This is a genomic window from Acidobacteriota bacterium, from assembly GCA_030697165.1.
Taxonomy (GTDB): domain Bacteria; phylum Acidobacteriota; class Vicinamibacteria; order Vicinamibacterales; family UBA2999; genus 12-FULL-67-14b.
The window spans coordinates 36,136-57,873 of the sequence record JAUYQQ010000008.1; the positions used below are offsets into that span (position 1 = coordinate 36,136).

The window sequence follows — 21,738 nt, forward strand, 5'->3', positions numbered from 1 at the left end:
TGCGGCTGCTCGACCGGTAACGCCAGCCAAGGGGTTCGCCAATGGCACCAGCAGCAGAAGCAGTTGCAGACGCTCGGGACCTTCTTCGAGATCGCACCGTCGCCGACCGCCGCCGCACCCACCAGTTCTATCTGGGCCTCACACTGTTCCTGATCGCCACCGTCATTACCGGCTTCTGGCCAAGTTACTTCGGGGCGCTGCTGTCCGGCGGCGTCACGCGGCCGCTGGTGATGCACCTGCACGGCGCGGTCTTCACCGGCTGGATGGCCCTGCTCTTCCTGCAAGTCGGATTGGCCGCCTCTGGCAGGGTGCGGCTTCACCGCCAGGTGGGCCGGCTCGGCATTGGCTACGGCGTGCTGGTCTTCGTGATGGGTGTGATCGTCACCTTCGCCGCACCGGTCATGCACGTGCGGGCCGGTGAATGGACGGTTGACGCGGCCGCCGGATTCCTGTTGCTGCCGATCGGCGACATGATCCTGTTCGCAGGCTTCTTCGGGACGGCGATTGCCTTCCGGCACAAACCGGAGATCCACAAGCGCCTGATTATTGCCGCCACCGTGGCACTGGCGTTCGCCGCCGTGGCGCGGCTGAACCTGCCGCTGCTCCCGTTCTTCCTGCTCTGGCTGTCGCCGATGGCGATTGCGATGGGGTTCGACGTTGTGACGCGCGGGCGGGTGCATCGCGTGGATGCGATCAGCACCGCCGTGCTGGCAATTGCGTTCGTTCGCGTATTGTTCGTCGAATCGGCGGGATGGCTCGTCGTCGGCCGCGCGATGCTGCAACCGTTTCTGTAACCGGGAAGGGGCCGGGGAGGTCACCCCCCGGCCCGCCCTGTTACTGCCGCGAGGTCGTGGTCGTGGCGGCCTCGCCAGCCGGGCCATTCAACAGCGCGTTGAACACCAGCTTGAACGTGCCGTGCGTCTGGTCACGATGCTGGGGACGGAATCCGAACAGCACGACCTTGCCTTCGCCAAGCTTCACCGACACGGCCGCCGCCTTCTTCGCAATGACCTGTTCGCCCAGCAGCCAGCCGCTTTGCAGGATGTCGCGGTCGAGGTAGGTCGAGAGGATCTCGACGTTGTGGCTGCGGTCGGTGGACGTCACTTCGTAGACCTGGCCGCCGGCCATGAACATCACCAGGCCGTCCGCCGGCATTCCGTAGACCAGCGGATTGGTGTTGGCGAAGTGCACCTTCAGCGTGGACCCCGGCGACCAGAACTGCTTCGAGGGCAGCCCGGCCACGACGTTGCGGAGCGGCAGGCTGAAGCGCTGGATCGGGAGGTCGCCGGCGTTCGCGAAGGTGAGCAACGTGCCGCCCTTTTCGACGAACGCCTGGAGGGCCTTGACGCCCTCGGCGCCGAATCCGCTCCGGAACTCGGCCGGCGTGTTGTCGGGACCACCACCGAATCCGCCGCCACCCCCTGGACTGCCCGCGCCGGCGGGAGGCTGCTCGCCGGTCATGGCGGCGATGGAGTCAGCCGGAAGGATGATGGTGTCGTATTTCGCCTCGAGGCCGCCGGCCTTGAGTTCGGTGTCCATGATCGACTTGAACGGCACGTTGAACTGCTCGAGCATCAGGCGCGTCCAACCCTCGTCCATGTTGCCGCCGCCGTAGCGCTGATACATGGCGACCCGGGGCTTGCGCAGCGCGTACGCGCCGGTGGTCACGGCCGACTTCAGCGCGACGAAGTCCACCCCCGTTTGTTGCGCGACAGCCGCAACATCACCGGACGCGACCAGGAAGTCGCCGGCCTTGACGCTGCCATCAGCCGAGGGCTGGCTGGCCCGGCGCACGGCCATGCCCTTGTCGAGCAGCAGGAACGCCGCGCGGAAGCTGTCGTTCAACCGGCCGTCGAGCACGTAGCCATTCGCAGCCGCGGTGGCCGCGGTGCCGGTCATCGGCACCGGCGCCGTCAGCTTGACCAGATCGGCGGTGATCTTCTCGCCGATTGGATCGCTGCGCACACCCATGAACTCGCCGAACGTGTCGGTTGACATGTCGTAGGGTCGAATCGGGTTGCCCTCGAGATCGCGCGTGTAGGTGTTGTCGGGATAGAAGGTGCGGCCCAGCATCCAGCGGACGAGGCCCTGCTTTGGCTGCGCCGTCGTGACGACGAACGACCCGGGCCCGTAAACACGGCCATCGGCGATGAACTGCGCCTTGGCCTGGTGCACTTCGACGCCCGAGGCCATCAGCATGTTGGCCAGCTTCTTCACCGTCTGGCGATCGTGCTGGTCCGCGGCAATCGCGTAGGCCTTCACCGGCGCCGCGGCACCGCGCTCGGTCTGCCGCGTCCCCTTGAGATACATGTTCCACAGCACCGTCTCGCGGTTGCGGGCCGCGAGGTCAACCGTCGCCCACGCCGCGATCTTCTGCTGTTCGACGATGTCGCGGACGCGCCACCAGCCGCCATTCCAGAGGCTGGGCATGGTCGTCTGCACCTCGTAGGCGGGCAGGCCGCGGGGACCGCCACGCAGCTGATCGGGGTGCATGAACATGGGTGTCGCCAGCCGCGCGCTCGCCGACTCGGTCAGCATGCCCGCGATGTTGTGAAACGGCGTGATCCAGTGGAAGCCCATGTGGCCCCAGCCGGAGTAGATGGCCGAACCGATCACGCCGGTCTTGCCGGCCGCCTCGAGCTGGTTGCCCATGTGAGCGCCCCACAGCGTCATCTCGCGCCACACCAGCGGGTCGCCGCCAGGACGAATCGGTTCCGCATAGGGCGGAATGTAGAGGCGGGCATTGCCGCTGCCCATCTGGTGATGGTCGACATAGGCCTGCGGCAGCCAATCCCGGTACATCAACTTGCCCAGGTGCTGCGACTCGGGCAGGTTCAGGGCAAAGCCGTCGCGGTTGTTGTCGTGGCCCGAATACTTCTGGTACAGCCACGGCAGGTTCGCCGCCTCGTGCTCGGTGCCGACGTACTTCATGTACCAGTCGGCGATCATCTGCGTGCCGTCCGGGTTGATCGACGGCATCACGATGCTGATCACGTTGTCCAGCATGCGCGTGGCTTCCTCGTCGGTCCGCGTGATGCTGTCAAACACGAACTCCGCCGCCGTCTGCGACGCGGCCACCTCGTTCGAGTGCAGCGCGAACGACTGAATCACCACCGCCTTGGCGCCGGTGACGAGCTTGCGGGCCTCACCCTCCGACAGGCCGCGCGGGTCGGCCAGGCGCGCGTTCGCCGCGCGCAACTGCTCGAGGCGGGCCAGGTTGGCGGGCGACGAGATGAAGATCGCCAGATAGGGCCGGCCTTCGCTGCTCTTGCCGAGCTCGACGACCTTCAGCTTGTTCGAGGTCTTCGCCAGCAACTGGTAGTACTCATGCAGCTGGTCCCAGTTGGCGAGCTTGCGATCGGCACCCATCTGGAAGCCGAAGAACTTCTCGGGCGAGGTGACGGCCGCAGGCGCAGCCGATTGCGCCTGGATTGTCGGTGTTTGTATTGAGGCGCCCGCGGCAAGCAGCGCGAGTAGAACGAGGGTGGTGCGAATGCTGGCTTTCATAGCGAGCATTCTCGGACAGGAGCTCATGAGATCAGAAGAAGAATCTTCTTCTGACCTCCTGGTCTCCTGTGAATGGCTCGCTAGTCGGGTTCGCCGACGACCTCGAGTTCGTCGCCGTTTTCTGCAGGTCCCGGCTCGGGCTCGGCGCCGGCGGCCGACGCCTTCTTCCGCCTGGGGCGGATGTCGTACCGCTTGATCATCTCGTTCAGCGTCGTCGGCTTGATGCGCAGCAACTCGGCCGCGCGCTTCTGCACGCCGCCGGCGGCCTCGAGCGCCGATTCGATCCACTGGCGCTCGTAGGCAACCGTCACTTCCTTCAACGAGACGCCTTCGACCGGCATCACCACGTGCGGGATCTGGAACGACGGGCTCTTGCGCACCTGGTCGGGGATGAGTTCGGTGCCGATGCGCTGCCCGGTCGCCAGCACCACCGCGCGTTCGATCACGTTCTCCAGCTCGCGGACGTTGCCCGGCCAGTCGTACTCCATCAACAGGTCGAGCGCTTCCGGCGCCACCTCGATGTTCTTGCGGCCGTTCTCTTCGCCGTACTTGTCGAGGAAGTGCTGGACCAGCAGCGGAATGTCGTCGCGGCGCTCGCGCAGCGCCGGCAGGTGAATGCTGATCACGTGCAGGCGATAGTAGAGGTCCTCGCGGAAGCGGCCCTCTTCCATCTCGTGCTTCAGGTCGACGTTGGTTGCGGCGACGATGCGGACGTCGACCTTGATGGTTTCCATGCCGCCCAGGCGCATGAACTCGCGTTCCTGCATCACGCGCAGCAGCTTCGCCTGCGTCTCGATCGGCACGTTGCCGATCTCATCGAAGAAGATCGTGCCCTTGTCGGCCAGGTCGAACATGCCCTTCTTGGGATACACCGCGCCGGTAAACGCGCCCTTGACGTGGCCGAAGAGGGTCGACTCGAGCAGGTCGGGCGGCAGGTTGCCCGAGTTGACCGCGACGAACGAGCGGTCGCTGCGCGCCGAATTCTGGTGAATGGCGCGGGCGACCAGTTCCTTACCGGTGCCGCTTTCGCCGGTAATCAGGATGGTCGAGCGGCTCGGCGCCGCCTGGATGATCAGGTCGAACACCTGCTTCATCCGGCTGCTCTTGCCGATGATGCCCGAGAACTTGTGGTAGCGCGCCTGCAGGTTCTGCTTGAGCGCCACGTTCTCGGCCACCAGCTGGCGGCGCTCGACGGCGTTGCGCAACACCACCAGCACTTCGTCGTTCTTGAACGGCTTGGTGATGTAGTCGAACGCGCCCTTCTTCATGGCCGCGATCGCGCTTTCCATCGAGGCGTAGGCGGTCACCATCAGCACCGGCAGGTCATCGTCGTGCTTCTTGATCTCGTCCAGCACCTGCATGCCGTCGAGGCCGGGCATCATCACGTCGACGATCACCGCGTCGAACGGCAGCGACTTGGCCAGCTCGAGCCCTTCCTGCCCGCCCGACGCCAGTCGCACGCTGTAGCCCTCGCGCTCGAGGAGCGTCCCCAGGATGTCGCGCATCACCTCTTCGTCGTCGATGACCAGTACTGACGCATTCCGTCGCATGGTTAGTGTCCCCTTCGACTCGCACGAGCGGATGGATCATCCGCTCGTGCTTGCTCAGGGCAAGCTGCGAATCGGATCTCGAATCGGGTGCCGGTGCCGGGCGTGCTGTCACACTGGATGGTGGCCTCGTGCTCGCGCACGATGCCGTAGGTAATCGACAACCCGAGCCCGGTGCCCTGGCCAATGGGCTTGGTCGTGAAGAACGGGTCGTAAATGCGGGCCAGGTGCTCTGCGGCAATGCCACTGCCGGTGTCGGCCACCTCGGCCACCACCTCCCGGCCGTCGGTGCGGGTCGAAATGGTCAGCCAGCCGCCGCTGTTCATGGCGTCGCGGGCGTTGAGGAAGAGGTTGAGGAACACCTGCTGCAGCTTGAACTCGAAGCCGATCACGCGGACCGGCTCGGCATGAAGCTCGCGGCGCACCTTGATGCTGCCCTTCTCGAACTGGTGCTCGAGCAGCGACAGCACGTCGGCAATGACCACATTGAGATCGACGACAGTGCGCTCGGATTGTTCCGCGGCGCTCGGCCGCGACAGGTTGAGCAGGCCGTTCACGATGCGGGCGGCGCGGAAGGTCTGCTTTTCGATCTTCTCCAGCACAGGCGTGCGCGGATCCGCCGGGTCGGCACCCTCGAGCAGCATCTGGGTGTAGCTGGAAATGCCGGTCAGCGGCGTGTTGACCTCATGGGCCACACCGGCCGCCAGCAGGCCGAGCGACGCCATCTTCTCCGAGATGCGCAGCTGCTCCTCCATCTGCGAACGCTCGGTGATGTCCTCGAAGATCACGATGGTGCCGGCCTGCGAGCCGCCGGCCAGGGCCTGCAGCGGCACCGTGGTCACGTTGACCAGCAGGCGGGCGCCGTCGACGCCGTTACGGGCCAGCAGCGGGACGCGGAAAATAGTGGTGCCGTCGGGCTGGTCGCGACGCGCCGCGTTGAGCAATTCGATGACATGCGCGTCGAACAGGCGGTCGAGATGCTGGCCGAGCACGGCCGCGCGCCGCGGACCATACAGGCGCTCGAGCGCCGCGTTCCAGCGCACCACGTGGTCGCCCGGCCCCATCACCAACAGGCCATCGTCGAGCGACTCGAGGATGTTCTCGTTGAAGGCGTGGAGCCGGTCGAGTTCCGACGCCTTGAGGTGCAACTGCCGATAGAGACGGCCGTTCTCGATGGCGGTCGCGGCCTGCGCGGCGACGGCAGTCACGAGCGCCGTGTCTTCGCTGCTGAGCGGCTCGCCGCTGGCGCGGCGGCCGAGCGCGAGCACGGCAATCGCGGTGTCCTTGGTGATGCAGGGGACGAAGTAGAAGATGCCGGCATCGCGCCAGAACTCCACCTCTTCGGCGGTGAATCGGGTTGCCGCCAGCGGGTCGTCCAGGCGCACAGTGTGCGAGCTGTTCAAGCGCGTGCCGACCCCGGACGCGCCCGACAACCGCGGCGGCGCCGATTCGAAGCCGGCGTGGCTGATCACGTCGAAATCGCCGGCGTCGTTGGCCAGCAGGAACGCCATGCGATCCAGCTCGATGGTCTCGCGCACGCGCGTGACGAGGCGATCGGCCAGGCGGTTGAGATCGAGGTCGCTGTTCAACTCGCCGGCGAAGCTCACCAGCGCGCGGCGGTAGTCGTAGCGGTCGCGGTAGAAGGCGCGATCAATCGCCCGCTGCAACCCCTCCTTTACCGGCTTGGCCAGCAGGATCACGACCACGGTGGCCAGGAAGGCGATCACCCAGCGGTGCTGCGACTCGCCGTCGAGCATCTCGTTGCCAGACGCGCGCAGGATCAGCACGTAGATCGCAACGATGGCGGCCACCGCGGAAATGTAGACCAGCAGGCGCTTGAGGATGATCTCCACGTCCATCAGGCGATAGCGGATGATGGCCGAGGCAAACGCCAGCGGAATGAGGCCCAGCGGCACCGCCGACAGCTCCATCGGAATGGAGGGATCGGCACCAAGGGCAAACGGCACGGCGTAGCCAAGCGCAAACGGCACGGCGCCAAGGGCAGTGCCCCACACGATCCAGCGCAGCTGGCGCTTCACCGTGACCGAGCGCGCGCGCGACAGCGCGCGCAGCAGCACCGCGAGGCCCGCGGCGCCAAACCCGGCGAGGTAGACGTACTCGAGCCGATCGAGCAGCGTGACGACCCTGATGAAGTACTCGGGATCGACACTTGACCGCAGCACCGCCAGCGTGCGCGTGGCGCCCAGCACCGCACCCGGCAGGTAAATGGCCGGCAGCCAGCGCGCCAGCGTGGCCGAGTAACCAGGCATGTGCGGGCGCTCGGGGAACACCAGCGTGAAATGCAGGAACAGCGCCGGCAGCACGCTGAGCGCGATCACATCGCCCCAGTAGAAGACCCAGTCAACGCGATCGAGCCGGCCGCTGAACGAGAACGTGAACACGCCGAAGAACGCCACCGACAGCCAGAAGAAGTGCAGCGTGGCCTGGTCGGTCGGCCGGCGCGCGCGGACCGCCGCACCCACCAGCAAGGTGAAGATGCCGACTGCGGCCAGCACGTAGTAGAACAAGCCGGTGCCGCTCGGCATGGGCGCCAGCGAGACGGTCGCAATCTGATGGGAGCCCAGCCTGAGCAACGTGTACAAATGCCGCTCGCCCGCGTTGGCGCCGTGCTGCAACGCCAGCACGTCCTGGCGGCCGTCCACCGGCTGGTTGTTAATCGCGAGCAGGATGTCGCCGGGGCGAACCCCGGCGCGGCTGGCCGCGGACGGCGACGCCACTTCGGCGGCGACCACGCCGACCGCGCGCTCGACCCACAGCACGCCGTCTTCAACTTCGGTCGAGGTCGCGCGCGAGACGACGTTGGCCAACCCCAGCACCAACAGGCCGAGCGTCACCGCAATCGGCAACGCGGTTTGCCGCCACTCACGCCACCAGGATTCCGGGTCGGAAACGGGCATGGCCGTCGTTGGTTCAGTGTTACCTAACAAGACAGGGCTATCCGGCGAATTTACAGCAAACCCCATACCACGAGCTCGGCCGCGAACAGGCGGCTAAACAGTTGATAAATAAGCCTTTTCCAGCCCAGGCGCGAACCAGGTGGTCTAACTATCCAACCATGTGGTGGTTCGATCCAAAACTTAGTATGCGCCGAATATGGGCGAAAATCCTGACCTCATGTTCAGCGAGCCTCGCTGATAGGATTCGCCCATGTTCCTCCTCTACGGCGCCACCGGGTTCGTCGGGGAGGCAATCGCCCGCCTCGCCGCCGACACCGGCCTGCGGCCCGTCCTCGCCGGCCGTAACCCCGGACAACTCGCCGCGCTGGCCACCGAACTCGGTCTCGAACACCGCGTGTTCGACCTCGGCCCGAACATCGATCGGTTTCTCGACGATGTGAAGGTGGTGCTGCACTGCGCCGGACCGTACATCCACACCTTCAAGCCGATGGTCGAAGCGTGCCTCCGCACACGCACGCACTATCTCGACCTCACCGGCGAGATCCCCGTGTACGAAGGCATCGCCGCCCTCGATGGCGACGCATTGAGGCAGGGCGTCATGCTGCTGCCAGGCGTCGGCTTCGACGTGGTGCCCACCGATTGCCTGGCGCTCCACCTGAAGCAGCGCCTGCCTTCGGCCACGCGCTTGACGCTGGCCTTCCGCACGCAGGGGCCCGGCGGGCTCCCACCGGGAACACAGCGCACCATGATCGAGCTGCTTCCGTACGGCAACCGCGTGCGGCGCAACGGACGGCTCGAGGTCCCCGAACGCGGCGTGAAGACCCGCATGATCGACTTTGGCGACGGCCCTGTCGAGGCGACGCGGCTGACATGGGGCGATGTCTTCATGGCGTACCACAGCACCGGCATTCCCGACATCGAGGACTACGCCTTGCTGCCTGAGTCGGCGCGGCGGCAGATGGCGAAGCTGGACTACCTGCGGCCGCTCTTCAGGATCCCGATGCTGCGCGCGCTGTTGAAGCGCGGCGTGCGACCGGGGCCAGGCGCCGAGCAGCGCGCGCGCACCATCACTCACGTCTGGGGTGAAGTGGAAGACGATCGCGGCTCGCGCGCCACCGCGCGCCTTCACGGTCCCGAAGCCGGCGTCGTCTGGACCGGGCGCGCCGCGTTGGCCGCGGTGCGGAAGGTCTTGAGCGGCAATGCGCCGGCTGGTTTTCAAACACCGGCCAAGGCCTACGGCGCGGATTTCGTGTTGGAGTGCGAGGGGGTGACCCGCGAGGATGTCGCATAGGGCTCGCCAGGAGGCGCGCAGCGCCGAGCCCTATCGAGGGCCGAAGGCCCGAGGCCTTCTTCAGAATCTGACGGTGAGGCCGCCGACGACGCGCTTGGGCGGACGCACGACGAGGATCTCGTCGTAGACCGAGGCGCCGGCGAGCGATTCGTGGAACAGGTTGCGTACGCCGAACAGCATCTCCCACTCTGACGCGCGGAAGTTCATGAAGGGCAGCGCCTGGTTGACCTGCAGGTCGAAGCGTGCGTCGAAGCCTGGACCGTCGGTCAGCGAACCCGACACGAACGCCGTGTTCAGCTTGTAGAGCACGACCACCCGCGTGGCGGTCATCGGAATCTCGGTTTGCAGCGATGTGGTCACGTCGTGAATCCGTTCGGCGCTGCGCACGGCCGACGGCACCCAGCGCGTGAGCACGGCGTACTCGACCGGCGTCGACGGCGACTGCCAGGTGGCGTTGGCCAGCGAGTAATCGATCGAACCACGGAAGTTTTCGAACAGCGCGTGCGTCAAGGTCACGCCGACCCCGCGGACGGTGGCATTGCCGGCGGCGCCGACGTAGTAATGGCCCAGCGAGGCGTCGGTGCTCTGGTCGTGGCGCAAGCCGAACAGGGTGACGGTCTGGTCGCTGATACGCTGCTCGAACGCGCGCACGCCGAACGTGGCGCCGTTGAAGACGCGCTCGACGCCGACCTCGTAGTTCTGCAGCTCCTGCGGGCGCATGGCCGCGGACGAGAAGGTCGAGAACGTGCGCTGGGGCGGCAGGTAGGCGGCGCTCGTCGGCGGGAGGAATTCTTCCGCGCCCGGGGCGCTCAACTCGCGCGCCGCGGAGAAGCGCACGCGCACGTTGCGGGTGGGCGACAGCGTCGCCGCCAAACGCGGGCTGAACAGCGACGGCGCGTCGCCCAGGTAATCGTAGTTGGCGTAGGTGGCGCCATAGCTCAGCGAGAGATAGCGCGACACTTCCCACTCGTCGTAGGCGAACACCGAGCCGACGTTGCGCGCCGTGTCGTTCACGGCCAGCAGCGCGGCGGTGTTGCCGCCTTCGTAGCGCTGCAGGCTGTAGGACATCCCCACCTGGTAGCGGTGAGCAACCGGGGCGGTGACCACGTAGCTGCCGGCGAGCATCCAGGAACTCAGGTCGTTCTGGTTCATGGCCGCGCGCACCGTCCAGTCGCCGTGCGTGCCCACCGGCGCGCCGACCGAGAAGAAGGCGACGCTGCTCGTGCGGTCGAGTTGCAGCAACTGCAGCGGATTGTCGAAGGCCCCCGTCGTCAACAGGTTGACCTGGCCGCCGAGCGACAGGTCCGAGAACATTGCCGTAGCGGCCTTCGCCGACGAGCCGACCGCGCGGCCGATGAACTGGAACGAGTCGGTGATGAACCAGTCGTCATCGTGCGGATTGTCTTGTGGGATACCGGCCATGGCCTGGCCGTCGCGCAACACGCCGCGCTTCAGGTGGCGCAACCGCCAGGCGAAGTCGCCTTCGTTGCGGTCGTCCTTTCCGGAGGCGCCGACCGGAGCGCCGATCGCGGTGGTGCCGATGCCGGCGCTGACGATGCTGGGGGCGCTGGCAGTGCCTTCGCGCCGCAGGGTGAAGGACGAGGGGCTGCTCGCGGCGGGCCGCACGTTGACCATGGTGCTGCGCGGCGCGTGAAAGCCTTGCAGGTGCGCGCGAAGCAGGTAGGCTCCGGGGGGCAGCTGGCGCAGCGTGAACTGGCCGGCCTTATCGGACACCGCAAACGCGGTGGTGTTGCCGAGGGCGGAAATCACCACGCCATCGAGTGGCTGGCCGGCTTCGTCCATCACCGAGCCGTCGATGTGGCCTGTGCTGGCGGCGGCGAGGTTAGTGATGCGTTCGATCTGGGGTTGTGCCGAGGCAAGGGTCGAGTGCAATGCCAACAGGCATAGCATCGAAACCGGGGCGAGCAGGCGACGGGGGGTGCCCATCTGTGACGTTGCTGCCCGCCCCGTTTGAGGGGGCGGGCAGTCTACCTAGTCTACGCCTTTCGTCCGCCGTCGCCAAGGCTACGGCGGACAAAGCGGTGCGGTTCGTCCCTACCCTTTGATAGTGAACTTGACGTCGCGAGTAATCGTCTTATTGGCCGCTTTATCCGTGATCTTGATGGCCAGTCGGTATTCGCCCTCGCCGAAAGACCCCAGCGGGACGGTAATGCCGCCGGGGACCGGGAACTTGGCCGGGTCGAACTGCGGAGGCAGCATCGAGGCGTTGACCACCTGCGGGTTGGTCTTGTTGAAGAACTTCTCGGCGCCAGCCTCGGTCTTGTGGAATTCGTACTCGAGGGTCAGGTCGGGCTTACCGCCCGCGTCGAGGCCTGAGTTGTAGACCTGGAAGAAGACCGACAGCTCGTCGGCTTTCTTGAACTCCATGTCGGGCGCCGGGATCAGTTCCTGCGCGCCGAACACGAACGGACGCTCGCGCGCCTCCTCCGGGCCGATCGCCGCCGTCAGCATGTTGACCGTATCGGCAACCAGGACGGTGCTGGTGTTCAGTTCGGCGTTGTAGAAGTCGGGCACCGTGATCTGGGTCTTGAGGACGCCGATCTTGGCGACGGTGTTCTTCGGGGCCTTGTCGGCCAGGCGCTCCTTGAAGGCGATGTACACGTCGTAGGTGCCGGCGACGGCCATGAACACGCGGTGCAGCTTGGGCGCATCACCGGCGATCTGCGCGGCGGGCACGAAGTGAATGTCGTCCCACGGGTACTCGACCTTCTTGGCCTTCGGGTCGGGCACGGCCGCCGGGTTGACCACGCGGATGTAGAGCGCGGAGTCCGTCTTGGGCGCGTTGTTGATGCTCAGCACGAAGGGCACGAACGTGCGCGCCTCCTGCGACTTCATGAAGAAGGGCTGGACCGACATCGTGATGTCGGCGGGCGCAGGCTGGCCGGCCATGATACCGTCCACGGTCTTCACGAGCAGCTCGATCTCTGCCTGTTCCTGCTTGCTGCGCTTCTTCTCGTCCTTCTTCGGAGCCTGCTGAGCAGCTACTCCTGATGCGGCAAAGGTTGCCGACACCACCAGCGCGACTGCCACGGCCATTGCACGCCGAAATACCATCATCAGTTCCCCCTCAAAGAGGGCGCGCTACGGCACGCCCCTACGCTTCCGATCACCCGATCATAGGGGGCCACCGCGATCAAGTCAACAAACGCTAAATCGTTATTACAGTAGAGGTTTGGCGTGAAAACGGGAGACATCCGGTGATATGGTGCTGAGGAGCTGCCACCCATGCTGCAAAACGACGTCCTCGTAATTGTGCTGGCGGGCGGAGCCGGCGAACGCCTCGCCCCGCTGACGAGAGATCGGGCGAAGCCAGCCGTGTACTTCGGCGGGCCATACCGAATCATCGACTTCGTCCTCAGCAACTGCATCAACTCGGGGCTGCGGCACGTCTTCATTGCCACCCAGTACAAGTCGCTCTCGCTCAACCGCCACATCCGCCAGGGCTGGACCGTCGTCTCGGAAGAGCTGGGCGAGTTCATCGAGATCCTGCCGCCGCAAAAACGGGTCGGCGAGCACTGGTACCAGGGCACCGCCGACGCCGTCTACCAGAACCTCTACTCCATCATTCGCGAAGCGCCGAAGTACGTCGTGGTACTCGGCGGCGATCACGTCTACAAGATGGATTACCAGAAGATGCTGCGGTTCCACATTGAGACGGCCGCCGAGGTCACGCTGGCGGCGATCGAGGTGCCAATCGAGGACGGCCCGCGCTTCGGCATCGTCGCCGTGGACGAGCATGCCCGGGTCACCGGGTTCCTGGAGAAGCCGCAGCACCCGCCGTCGATGCCAGGCGATCCGGGGATGGCGCTCGCCTCGATGGGCATTTACGTGTTCACCAGCGACGTGCTGATTCGCGCCCTCGAAGAGGATGCCGCCAAGCCGCATAGTCACCATGATTTCGGCAAGGACATCATCCCGGCGCTGATCGGCGAGGGCAAGACGTTTGCCTACGAGTTCTACGACGAGAACAAGAAGGCCGCCAAGTATTGGCGTGATGTCGGGACGATTGACGCGTACTACGAGGCGCAGATGGACCTGTGCCACGTCAACCCCGAGTTCAACATGTACGACCCCGAGTGGCCGCTACGCACCTACATGCCGCAGGCGCCGCCGGCCAAGTTCGTGTTTGCCGAAGACTGGCGGCGCGGCGAGGCGCAAGACTCCCTGATCTCGCAGGGCTGCATCGTCTCCGGCAGCCGCATTCACGGCAGCATCCTGTGCCCGAACGTCCGCGTGCACAGTTTCTGCAGCATCGAGCAGGCGATCCTGATGCCCGGCGTGCGGGTGGGACGGCACGCGCGGGTCCGCCGGGCGATCATCGACCGCGACGTCGACATCCCGCGCGGCGCGATGATCGGGTTCAACGCCGAGGAGGACCGCCGTCGCCACACGGTGTCGGAGGCCGGCGTGGTGGTGGTGGCGACCGGCGAAGAGCCGTTTGTGGCGCCGATCTCGGAAGAAGCGCTCAGGCTGGAAGCAGAAGCCGACCGTCGCGGATAGAATCTGAGGTCATGAGAATCGCCGAGGTTCGTGGCCGCGAGATCCTTGACTCCCGTGGCAATCCGACCGTTGAAGTGGATGTCACGCTTGACGGCGGCGCGCGCGGGCGTGCCGGGGTGCCGTCGGGCGCATCGACCGGCGAGCGCGAGGCGCTCGAGTTGCGCGACGGCGACAAGACGCGCTATCTCGGCAAGGGCGTGCGCAACGCCGTGGGCCACATCAACTCAGCGATTGGCCCGGCCGTCAGCGGCAAAGACTTCACCCAGCGCTCGCTGGATGAGGCGATGAACGCGCTCGACGGCACCGCGACCAAGAGCCGGCTCGGAGCCAACGCGCTGCTCGGCGTGTCAATGGCCGCCCTCAAGGCTGAAGCCGCGCAGCAGGGCAAGCCACTTTACGCGCACATTGCTGACCTCGCCGGCACCCCTTCGACAGGCTCAGGGCAAGCACCCCGCTACACCTTGCCGGTGCCGATGATGAACATCCTGAACGGCGGCGCGCACGCCGATTCGAACGTGGACTTCCAGGAGTTCATGGTCATGCCGCTCGGGTTTACGTCGTTCAGCGAGGGTCTGCGCGCTGGGGTGGAAATCTTCCACGCGCTGCGGTCAATCCTGAAGGGTCGTGGCTTGTCCACGGGCGTCGGCGACGAGGGTGGCTTCGCGCCCAACCTCAAGTCAAACCGCGACGCACTCGACGTGGTCATGGAGGCAATTGGCAAGGCCGGCTATCAGGCCGGCGAGAACGTATTCATCGCCCTCGACCCGGCCGCCAGCGAGTTCTACGCAGGCGACGGGCGATATGAGCTCAAGCGGTCAGGTGAGGGAACTTTCGACTCGGCCGCCATGGTCGCGATGTGGGCCGACTGGGCGCGGCAGTATCCCATCATCTCAATCGAAGATGGCCTCGCGGAATCGGATTGGGCCGGCTGGCGGTTGCTGACCCAACAACTGGGCGACACGGTGCAACTCGTCGGTGACGACATCTTCGTCACTAATCCGGCGATTCTGAAGAAAGGTATCGCCGAGGGGGTGGGGAATTCCCTCTTGGTGAAGCTGAACCAGATCGGCACCGTCACCGAAACGCTCGACGCCATGGCCGTTGCGGGGGCCGCCGGGTACCGCTGCGTCGTCTCCCACCGCTCGGGCGAGACCGAGGACTCGACGATTGCCGACCTCGCGGTCGGCACCGCCGCGGGCCAGATCAAGACCGGTTCCGCGTCGCGCAGCGACCGCGTCGCCAAGTACAACCAGCTGCTCCGGATCGAAGAGGAGCTCGGCAGCGCAGCCAAATACGCCGGTCGAGCGGCCATCAAGCAACTGGCATAACGCCTCGCACTGAACCACTGAAGCACCGAAACACAGCCTTGGCCAAACCGCGCTTCCGTGTTTTGGTGTTTCCGTGAGAAGCATTCCCATATGTTCAAACTCGTTCTCATCCGTCACGGCGAGTCGACCTGGAACAAGGAAGGCCGCTTCACCGGCTGGACCGACGTTGACCTGAGCGACAAGGGCCGCGAGGAAGCGCGTGCGGCCGGACAATTGCTGAAGCACGAGGGCTACGGCTTTGACCTGGTGTTCACCTCGCTGCTGAAGCGCGCCATTCGCACCAGCAACATCGTGCTCGACGAGCTCGATCAGCTGTGGCTTCCCGTGCAGCGCAGCTGGCGGCTGAACGAGCGGCATTACGGCGCGCTGCAGGGCTTGAACAAGGCGGAGACCGCGGCCAAGCACGGCGACGCCCAGGTCAAGATCTGGCGCCGGGCCTACGACATCCCGCCGCCGCCGCTGACCGCCGACGACCCGCGGCACCCGTCGCGCGATCCGCGCTACAAGAACCTGGCGGCGTCAGACCTGCCGCTCGCCGAATCGCTGAAGGACACGGTCGCGCGCTTCCTGCCCTATTGGAACGAGGCGATTGCGCCCGCGGTGCGGGCCGGCCAGAAGGTCATTGTCGTCGCCCACGGCAACTCGCTGCGCGCGCTCGTGAAGTATCTGGACGATGTCTCCGACAGCGACATCGTCGAACTGAACATCCCGACCGGGATCCCGCTGGTTTATGAATTGGATGCGGCCCTGAAGCCGATCAGGAACTACTACCTGGGAGATGCGGAAGCCGCGAAGAAGGCGGCTACCGCGGTCGCCCAGCAGGCGTCGCGGCAGCCGTAACCCATTCGACTCGCGTGGCTCGCTCAGGGCGAGCCGCTAGTTCGTTTCTTCGACCTTGACCTCTTCCGCAGCGATCCGCAGGGACCGGAGGAAGCGGCGGTCGTTCACGGTCATGTCGAACGGCTTGCGCGGCACGAGCGCCTTCGAGGTCGCCACCTTGGCCTGGACCGCGGCGCCCACGTCCTGCGGCTGGCCACGATTCACGAACCCCACGACCGCCTCGAGATTGACCTTCATCTCGTATCCAGCCGCGCGCGCCCGCTCGCGGCACGCTTCAACCTGGGCACTTTCGGAAACAGCAGCGGCGATGGAGTCGGCCAGCTCTCGCGCGAACCGGTTTACCACGTCATCCATAGGACGGCTCCCTCCCGTAGGGCAAACCTCCAGGTTCACCCGCATTTCGCCAATCGGCTGGGACCGTCGGCATGTGCCGATGCGTGACCCACCGGGCGGCGGGCGGACATCGGCGAAAAGTCGTCATCAGGTGGGACGATGCAGCAGGGAAATTCCCGGCCATTCTATGAAGGGGTTGGGGTCGTGTCAAGGGAAGAACGCTATAAGTTGTGTTTTTGCTGTGACTTGGGCGGATGCCAGAGAGGGGTCGGCGGCTTTGACGCCTCCTGGGGCTCGGGCGCTCCGCGCCCTGGTGGGGCTCGCGCCTTCGGCGCTCGTCGGGGAGCCCCTTCCCATCGACCCCACGATGGGGCGAAGCCCCGAGGCCGACGAAGGCGCGAAAGCGCCGCGCCCACTACAATCCAGTGATGCGCAATTACGCGGCCCCAGAGGACCTGGCCGCCTTCGACCCCGACACCGAACTCGCCTACCCCGGCGAGTTTCCGTTCACGCGCGGCATCCAGCCGACCATGTACCGCGGACGGCTGTGGACCATGCGGCAGTACGCGGGGTTTGGGACGGCGGCGGAGTCGAACCAGCGCTATCGCTACCTGCTGTCGCAGGGCGTCAGCGGCCTGAGCGTGGCCTTCGACTTGCCCACCCAGATTGGCTACGACTCCGATCATCCGCTGGCCGCCGGCGAGGTCGGCCGCGTCGGCGTCGCGATCGACTCGATCGAAGACATGGCCACGCTGTTCGACGGCATCCCGCTCGACAAGGTGTCGACGTCCATGACCATCAACGCGACGTCGATCATCCTGCTGGCGCTCTACATCGCGGTCGGCAAGCGCCAGGGCGTGGCGCCGAAACAGCTGTCGGGCACCATCCAGAACGACATCCTCAAGGAATACATCGCGCGCGGCACCTACATCTACCCGCCCCACCAATCCCTGCGCATCGTGACCGACATCTTCGCGTTCTGCGAACACGAGGTGCCGCAGTGGAACACCATCTCGATCAGCGGGTATCACATCCGCGAGGCCGGCTCGACCGCGGTGCAGGAGGTGGCGTTCACGTTTGCCAACGCCATTGCCTACGTGCAGGCGGCCATTGATGCCGGTCTCGACGTGAATTCGTTCGGCCAGCGGCTGTCGTTCTTCTTCAACGCGCACAACGACTTTCTCGAGGAGGTCGCGAAGTTCCGGGCGGCTCGCCGGCTGTGGGCGCGGATCATGAAGGATCGCTTCGGCGCCACCAACCCGCGGGCCCAGCAACTGCGCTTTCACACGCAAACGGCGGGCAGCACGCTGACGGCGCAACAGCCCGACAACAACATCGTGCGCGTGGCCGTGCAGGCCTTGTCGGCGGTGCTCGGTGGCACCCAGTCGCTGCACACCAATGGCCGCGACGAGGCGCTGGCGCTGCCCACCGAGAATGCCGCGCGCATCGCCCTGCGCACGCAGCAGATCATCGGCTTCGAATCGGGCGTGGCCAATACCGTGGACCCATTCGCCGGTTCGTACCACATCGAGAGGCTGACCAACGACATCGAGAGCGGCGCGCGCGAGCTGATCGCGCGCATCGAAGGCGTGGGCGGCACGCTCGCCGCCATCGAGGCCGGCTACATCCAGCGCCAGGTCCAGGAATCGGCCTACAAGGCACAGCTGGCCATCGACGCGGGCGAAGCCGTGGTCGTCGGCGTCAATCGTTTCCAGACCGAAGACAAGTCCACCATCGAAGTATTCCAGGTGGATCCCGAGCTCGAGGCGCAGCAGGTGCAGCGGACCCGCCACGTGCGCCAGACGCGCGACCAGGGACGCTGGCAGGCGGCCCTTGACGAGATCGCCCGCGCCGCCGGGACGTCCGACAACCTGGTGCCGCCAATTGTCGCCGCCGTGGAGTCGCATGCCACCGTGGGGGAGATTGCCGATACACTGCGTGGCGTGTTTGGCGAGTACCGCGAAGTGAGCCTTGACTAAGGCAGGTCGGCCAGGTGAGGCCGGTTGGGCGGGTGGGGACCGGAGTGAACCCCTGCTCAAGGTTGACAACCTCACGACCGTGTTCGACGTCACGCCGCGGCCGGTCGTGGCCGTGAACGACGTGTCGTTCGAGATCCGCAAGGGCGAAACGCTTGGGCTGGTGGGCGAATCGGGCAGCGGCAAGTCGGTCACCGCCTTCTCGATCATCGGATTGCTGCAGCCGCCCGGCCGTGTCGCCGGCGGCCGCGTCCTGTTCCAGGGCCGCGACCTGGCGACCTTGCCGGAGCCGGAGATGCGGCAGGTGCGCGGCGCCGGCATCGGCTTCGTATTCCAGGAACCCATGGCGGCACTGAACCCCGTGATGCGCGTTGGCGCGCACATCGCCGAGGCCCTGATCGTCCACGGGCTGGCTTCGCGGACCGAAGCCCGTGACCGCGCGATCGAGTTGCTGCGCGCGGTGAAGATCACCGACCCCGAAAAGCGCGTCGATGACTACCCGCACCAACTATCCGGCGGCATGCGCCAGCGCGTGATGATGGCAGTTGCCCTCGCCTGCAAACCGCCGCTGCTGATTGCCGACGAGCCGACGACGGCGCTGGACGTCACCGTGCAGGCGCAGGTGCTCGACCTGCTGCGCGACATGAAGCAGCAGTTCGACCTGTCGCTGCTGCTCATCACCCACGACCTCGGCGTGATTGCCGAGACCGCGGATCGGGTCGCCGTGATGTACGCCGGCCGCATTGTCGAGCAGGGCACCGTGCGCGAGATCTTCCATCAGCCCAAGCACCCGTACACGCGCGGGCTGCTCGCCTCCATTCCGGGCGGCCTCGCTGGCTCGCGGCTGCAGGCCATTGACGGCACCGTCCCCAACCTGGGGTCGTTGCCACCGGGCTGCTCGTTTGCCCCGCGCTGCGGCGCTCGCATGGACGTATGCGCAACAGCGTTCCCTCCCCGCGTGGGCGCGGAGCATTCCGTGCGCTGCTATCTCCACGGAGGCCACCCGTGACGCCCCTGGTCGAGGTCAAGAACCTCGTCAAGCACTTCGGACGCGGCGGCGGCCTCTTCCGCGCCAAGACCATCGTCAAGGCGGTGGACGATGTGAGCTTCGTGGTGAACGAAGGCGAGACGTTCGCGCTGGTGGGCGAATCAGGAAGCGGCAAGAGCACGACCGGCCGGTGCATGCTGCGACTGATCGAGCCGACGTCGGGCGAGGTGTTGTTCCGCGGCAAGAATGTGCTGGGCTATTCCGGCGCCGAGATGCGCGCGGCCCGGCGCGACATGCAGATGGTCTTCCAGGATCCCTACTCGTCGCTCAACCCCCGCATGCGTGCCTTCACCATCGTTGAAGAGCCGCTGGTGATTCATTCGATTGGCTCAAAGGCGGAGCGGCGAGCGCGCGTCGCGGACCTGTTCAAGCTGGTCGGCCTCGATCCGGCGCACCTCGATCGCTACCCCCACGAGTTCAGCGGCGGCCAGCGGCAGCGCCTCGGCCTGGCGCGGGCACTGGCGCTGAACCCGTCGTTCATCATCGCGGACGAACCGGTCTCGGCGCTCGATGTGTCGATTCAGGCGCAGGTGATCAACCTCCTGATGGACCTGCAGGACCAGCTGAAGCTGACGTACTTGTTCATTGCGCACGATCTTCGATTGGTCCGTCACATCTCGACCCGGGTAGCCGTAATGTACCTGGGACGAATCGTGGAGATGGGTAACACACCAGAGATCTTTACCAACGCGCAGCACCCCTACACCAAGGCCCTGCTGTCGGCCGTGCCGGCGACGGATCCCGACGCGCCGCGCGCCCGCATCGAACTGGATCCGGCCCTGGTCTCACACGACGCGCCGCTCCGGCAGGTTGCCGAAGGACATTTCGCCGCGGTGTAGTCATGCCCCGATCTGCCGGTGCCCTGCTCGCGGCCCTCGTCCTCGGTACATTGGTGGCCGCGCAGGCACCCGACGCGGTTACCCTTCGCGATCAGCTCGACGCATACCTGCTCGCGTACGAACCGAAGCTGAGCACGCTCCTGGCCGACGAGGAGATGACGCAGCGGATGCAGGAGGGTTATGGGGGACGGCGGGTCACGCACCGCCGCATCCGTTCCGAAGTCGCGTTCATCGCGCTGCCCGGCGACGCCGGGTGGCTGGGCTTTCGGCGGGTGGTCAAGGTCAACGACAAGGCGATCAAGGATCACGGCGTGCCGTTGGGCCAGTTGATGGCCGAGGGCGCGAGCGACGACTACGACCAGGCCCGGCTGCTGCTGGCCGATAGCGCCGCCCACAACCTGGGCGCGCCGCGCACCATCAACCTGCCCAACCTGCCGCTGGAACTGCTGCATCCGCGCAACCGGCATCGCTTTGCCCAGGAGCTGGCGGGCCGGGAGAAGATCCGTGGCGTCCAGACGGTGGTGTTGCGCCTCGACGAGTTTGCGACACCGACCGTCATCCAGCAGGCGAACGGCGGGGACATGAAGACGGTGGTCTGGGCGTGGGTCGAACCTGAGTCAGGAAGGTTGCTGCGCGCCAACGTCAACGCCCGCGATGCGCGGTTTGGCCTCCGGCAATTCAGCGCGGTGATCCGGGTGGACTTCAAGGAGGTCCCGGCCCTCGACCTGCTGGTGCCATCCGAGATGAAAGAGACCTTCTTCGTCGAGCGGAACAGCCAGGGCACCGGCACCGCGAAATACACCAACTACCGGCGCTTCCAGACCGCGGCGCGGATTCTGCCGCAGTAGGCGCTGCTAGGTGTGGGCGGCGTGAACTTCACCGCCGTGAGGTGTCTGCCGAACGTCCCTCGCCACCTCACCATCACGAATCGCAATCACCCGATGCGCGTAAGCCGCGATGTCGGGTTCGTGCGTCACGACGATGATCGTGTTGCCGGCTTCGTGCAGGCGCGCGAACAGCGCCATGATTTCCACGCCGGTCTTCGAGTCGAGGTTGCCCGTCGGTTCGTCAGCCAGCAGGATCGACGGGTTGTTGACGAGGGCGCGGGCAATGGCCACGCGCTGGCGCTGGCCGCCAGACAACTCGTTCGGCTTGTGGCTCATGCGGTGCGTCAACTCGACCTTCTCGATCGCCGCCTTCGCCTGCTCGAGCCTGGCCGTCTTCGACATGCCGGCGTAGACCAGCGGCAACTCCACGTTGTGAAGGGCCGAGGCGCGCGGCAACAGGTTGAAGGTCTGGAACACGAACCCGATTTCCTCGTTGCGGATGCGGGCCAGCTCGTTGTCGTTCATCTCGCTGACCAGCTTGCCGTTCAGCAGGTAGGTGCCCTTGCTGGGCGTGTCGAGGCAACCGATCAGGTTCATCAGCGTCGACTTGCCGGAGCCCGACGGCCCCATGATGGCTACGTACTCACCGCGTTCGATGGAAATCGACACCCCGCGCAGGGCATGAATTTCCTCGTCGCCCATCACGTAGGTCTTCCAGAGGTCCCGGGTTTCAATCATCGGCATATGAGAAGTCTACCAACCT

16 protein-coding genes are annotated in these 21,738 nt (G+C 65.9%); 9 read left to right on the top strand and 7 right to left on the bottom strand.

Translation table 11 applies throughout. The features are described 5' to 3' along the window. Positions 1–41 precede the first annotated feature (41 nt). Positions 42–794: a hypothetical protein gene (locus tag Q8T13_06465; protein MDP3717391.1), complete on the top strand. Its 753-nt coding sequence runs from the start codon at positions 42–44 to the stop codon at positions 792–794. Between the two features lie 40 nt (positions 795–834). Here the strand turns inward: Q8T13_06465 and Q8T13_06470 are convergent, their stop codons facing one another. From Q8T13_06470 to Q8T13_06480, 3 genes are all read right to left on the bottom strand, one after another. After that, positions 835–3,507: a M14 family metallopeptidase gene (locus Q8T13_06470; protein ID MDP3717392.1), complete on the bottom strand. Its 2,673-nt coding sequence runs from the start codon at positions 3,505–3,507 to the stop codon at positions 835–837. Between the two features lie 80 nt (positions 3,508–3,587). Then, positions 3,588–5,057 (bottom strand): sigma-54 dependent transcriptional regulator, encoded by a 1,470-nt coding sequence (locus Q8T13_06475; protein ID MDP3717393.1) that lies wholly within the window; start codon positions 5,055–5,057, stop codon positions 3,588–3,590. A gap of 2 nt (positions 5,058–5,059) precedes the next feature. Further along, positions 5,060–7,972, bottom strand: coding sequence for an ATP-binding protein (locus tag Q8T13_06480; protein MDP3717394.1), 2,913 nt, complete (start codon positions 7,970–7,972; stop codon positions 5,060–5,062). Between the two features lie 250 nt (positions 7,973–8,222). Here Q8T13_06480 and Q8T13_06485 point away from each other — a divergent pair, with 250 nt between their 5' ends. Continuing rightward, positions 8,223–9,263 carry a saccharopine dehydrogenase NADP-binding domain-containing protein gene (locus tag Q8T13_06485; protein MDP3717395.1) on the top strand — a complete coding sequence of 347 codons (1,041 nt, stop codon included), beginning with the start codon at positions 8,223–8,225 and terminating at the stop codon, positions 9,261–9,263. A gap of 60 nt (positions 9,264–9,323) precedes the next feature. On the opposite strand, the gene Q8T13_06490 is transcribed toward Q8T13_06485, so the two are convergent. Together Q8T13_06490 and Q8T13_06495 are read right to left on the bottom strand one after the other, a co-directional pair. Then, positions 9,324–11,162: a TonB-dependent receptor gene (locus Q8T13_06490; protein MDP3717396.1), complete on the bottom strand. Its 1,839-nt coding sequence runs from the start codon at positions 11,160–11,162 to the stop codon at positions 9,324–9,326. 156 nt (positions 11,163–11,318) lie between these two features. After that, on the bottom strand, positions 11,319–12,320 hold the full coding sequence (locus Q8T13_06495) for a hypothetical protein (GenBank protein MDP3717397.1): 1,002 nt from the start codon (positions 12,318–12,320) through the stop codon (positions 11,319–11,321). A 189-nt stretch (positions 12,321–12,509) separates the two neighbouring features. Here Q8T13_06495 and glgC point away from each other — a divergent pair, with 189 nt between their 5' ends. The 3 genes from glgC to gpmA all read left to right on the top strand — a co-directional run bounded on the left by glgC (position 12,510) and on the right by gpmA (position 15,952). Beyond that, positions 12,510–13,784 (top strand): glucose-1-phosphate adenylyltransferase, encoded by a 1,275-nt coding sequence (glgC, locus tag Q8T13_06500; protein ID MDP3717398.1) that lies wholly within the window; start codon positions 12,510–12,512, stop codon positions 13,782–13,784. Positions 13,785–13,795: 11 nt separating this feature from the next. Beyond that, positions 13,796–15,112: a phosphopyruvate hydratase gene (eno, locus tag Q8T13_06505; GenBank protein MDP3717399.1), complete on the top strand. Its 1,317-nt coding sequence runs from the start codon at positions 13,796–13,798 to the stop codon at positions 15,110–15,112. Between the two features lie 90 nt (positions 15,113–15,202). Next, a complete protein-coding gene (gpmA, locus tag Q8T13_06510) occupies positions 15,203–15,952 on the top strand; it encodes a 2,3-diphosphoglycerate-dependent phosphoglycerate mutase (protein ID MDP3717400.1) in 750 nt (249 codons plus the stop codon). A 36-nt stretch (positions 15,953–15,988) separates the two neighbouring features. On the opposite strand, the gene Q8T13_06515 is transcribed toward gpmA, so the two are convergent. Beyond that, positions 15,989–16,306, bottom strand: a complete 318-nt coding sequence (locus Q8T13_06515) for a hypothetical protein (GenBank protein MDP3717401.1) — start codon at positions 16,304–16,306, stop codon at positions 15,989–15,991. A 407-nt stretch (positions 16,307–16,713) separates the two neighbouring features. Here Q8T13_06515 and Q8T13_06520 point away from each other — a divergent pair, with 407 nt between their 5' ends. Genes Q8T13_06520 through Q8T13_06535 form a run of 4 tightly spaced genes read left to right on the top strand, consistent with a single transcriptional unit; the run spans position 16,714 to position 20,996 of the window. Beyond that, complete coding sequence (locus Q8T13_06520; GenBank protein MDP3717402.1) at positions 16,714–18,264, top strand: methylmalonyl-CoA mutase family protein; 1,551 nt, start codon at positions 16,714–16,716, stop codon at positions 18,262–18,264. Beyond that, positions 18,257–19,270 (top strand): ABC transporter ATP-binding protein, encoded by a 1,014-nt coding sequence (locus Q8T13_06525; protein MDP3717403.1) that lies wholly within the window; start codon positions 18,257–18,259, stop codon positions 19,268–19,270. Before Q8T13_06520 ends, Q8T13_06525 begins: the two co-directional genes overlap by 8 nt. Next, on the top strand, positions 19,267–20,148 hold the full coding sequence (locus Q8T13_06530; protein ID MDP3717404.1) for an ATP-binding cassette domain-containing protein: 882 nt from the start codon (positions 19,267–19,269) through the stop codon (positions 20,146–20,148). Before Q8T13_06525 ends, Q8T13_06530 begins: the two co-directional genes overlap by 4 nt. A gap of 2 nt (positions 20,149–20,150) precedes the next feature. Further along, positions 20,151–20,996 carry a hypothetical protein gene (locus Q8T13_06535; protein MDP3717405.1) on the top strand — a complete coding sequence of 282 codons (846 nt, stop codon included), beginning with the start codon at positions 20,151–20,153 and terminating at the stop codon, positions 20,994–20,996. A 6-nt stretch (positions 20,997–21,002) separates the two neighbouring features. Here Q8T13_06535 and Q8T13_06540 read toward each other — a convergent pair whose 3' ends face one another. Further along, a complete protein-coding gene (locus Q8T13_06540) occupies positions 21,003–21,713 on the bottom strand; it encodes an ABC transporter ATP-binding protein (protein MDP3717406.1) in 711 nt (236 codons plus the stop codon). Between the last annotated feature and the right edge of the window lie 25 nt (positions 21,714–21,738).

What these genes read in the sequence shown, in the direction of transcription:
- Q8T13_06465 (MDP3717391.1), top strand. Translation starts at nt 42, where the DNA reads ATGGCACCAGCAGCAGAAGCAGTTGCAGACGCTCGGGACCTTCTTCGA.
- Q8T13_06470 (MDP3717392.1), bottom strand. Translation starts at nt 3,507, where the DNA reads ATGAAAGCCAGCATTCGCACCACCCTCGTTCTACTCGCGCTGCTTGCC.
- Q8T13_06475 (MDP3717393.1), bottom strand. Translation starts at nt 5,057, where the DNA reads ATGCGACGGAATGCGTCAGTACTGGTCATCGACGACGAAGAGGTGATG.
- Q8T13_06480 (MDP3717394.1), bottom strand. Translation starts at nt 7,972, where the DNA reads ATGCCCGTTTCCGACCCGGAATCCTGGTGGCGTGAGTGGCGGCAAACC.
- Q8T13_06485 (MDP3717395.1), top strand. Translation starts at nt 8,223, where the DNA reads ATGTTCCTCCTCTACGGCGCCACCGGGTTCGTCGGGGAGGCAATCGCC.
- Q8T13_06495 (MDP3717397.1), bottom strand. Translation starts at nt 12,320, where the DNA reads ATGGCCGTGGCAGTCGCGCTGGTGGTGTCGGCAACCTTTGCCGCATCA.
- glgC (MDP3717398.1), top strand. Translation starts at nt 12,510, where the DNA reads ATGCTGCAAAACGACGTCCTCGTAATTGTGCTGGCGGGCGGAGCCGGC.
- eno (MDP3717399.1), top strand. Translation starts at nt 13,796, where the DNA reads ATGAGAATCGCCGAGGTTCGTGGCCGCGAGATCCTTGACTCCCGTGGC.
- gpmA (MDP3717400.1), top strand. Translation starts at nt 15,203, where the DNA reads ATGTTCAAACTCGTTCTCATCCGTCACGGCGAGTCGACCTGGAACAAG.
- Q8T13_06515 (MDP3717401.1), bottom strand. Translation starts at nt 16,306, where the DNA reads ATGGATGACGTGGTAAACCGGTTCGCGCGAGAGCTGGCCGACTCCATC.
- Q8T13_06520 (MDP3717402.1), top strand. Translation starts at nt 16,714, where the DNA reads ATGCGCAATTACGCGGCCCCAGAGGACCTGGCCGCCTTCGACCCCGAC.
- Q8T13_06535 (MDP3717405.1), top strand. Translation starts at nt 20,151, where the DNA reads ATGCCCCGATCTGCCGGTGCCCTGCTCGCGGCCCTCGTCCTCGGTACA.
- Q8T13_06540 (MDP3717406.1), bottom strand. Translation starts at nt 21,713, where the DNA reads ATGATTGAAACCCGGGACCTCTGGAAGACCTACGTGATGGGCGACGAG.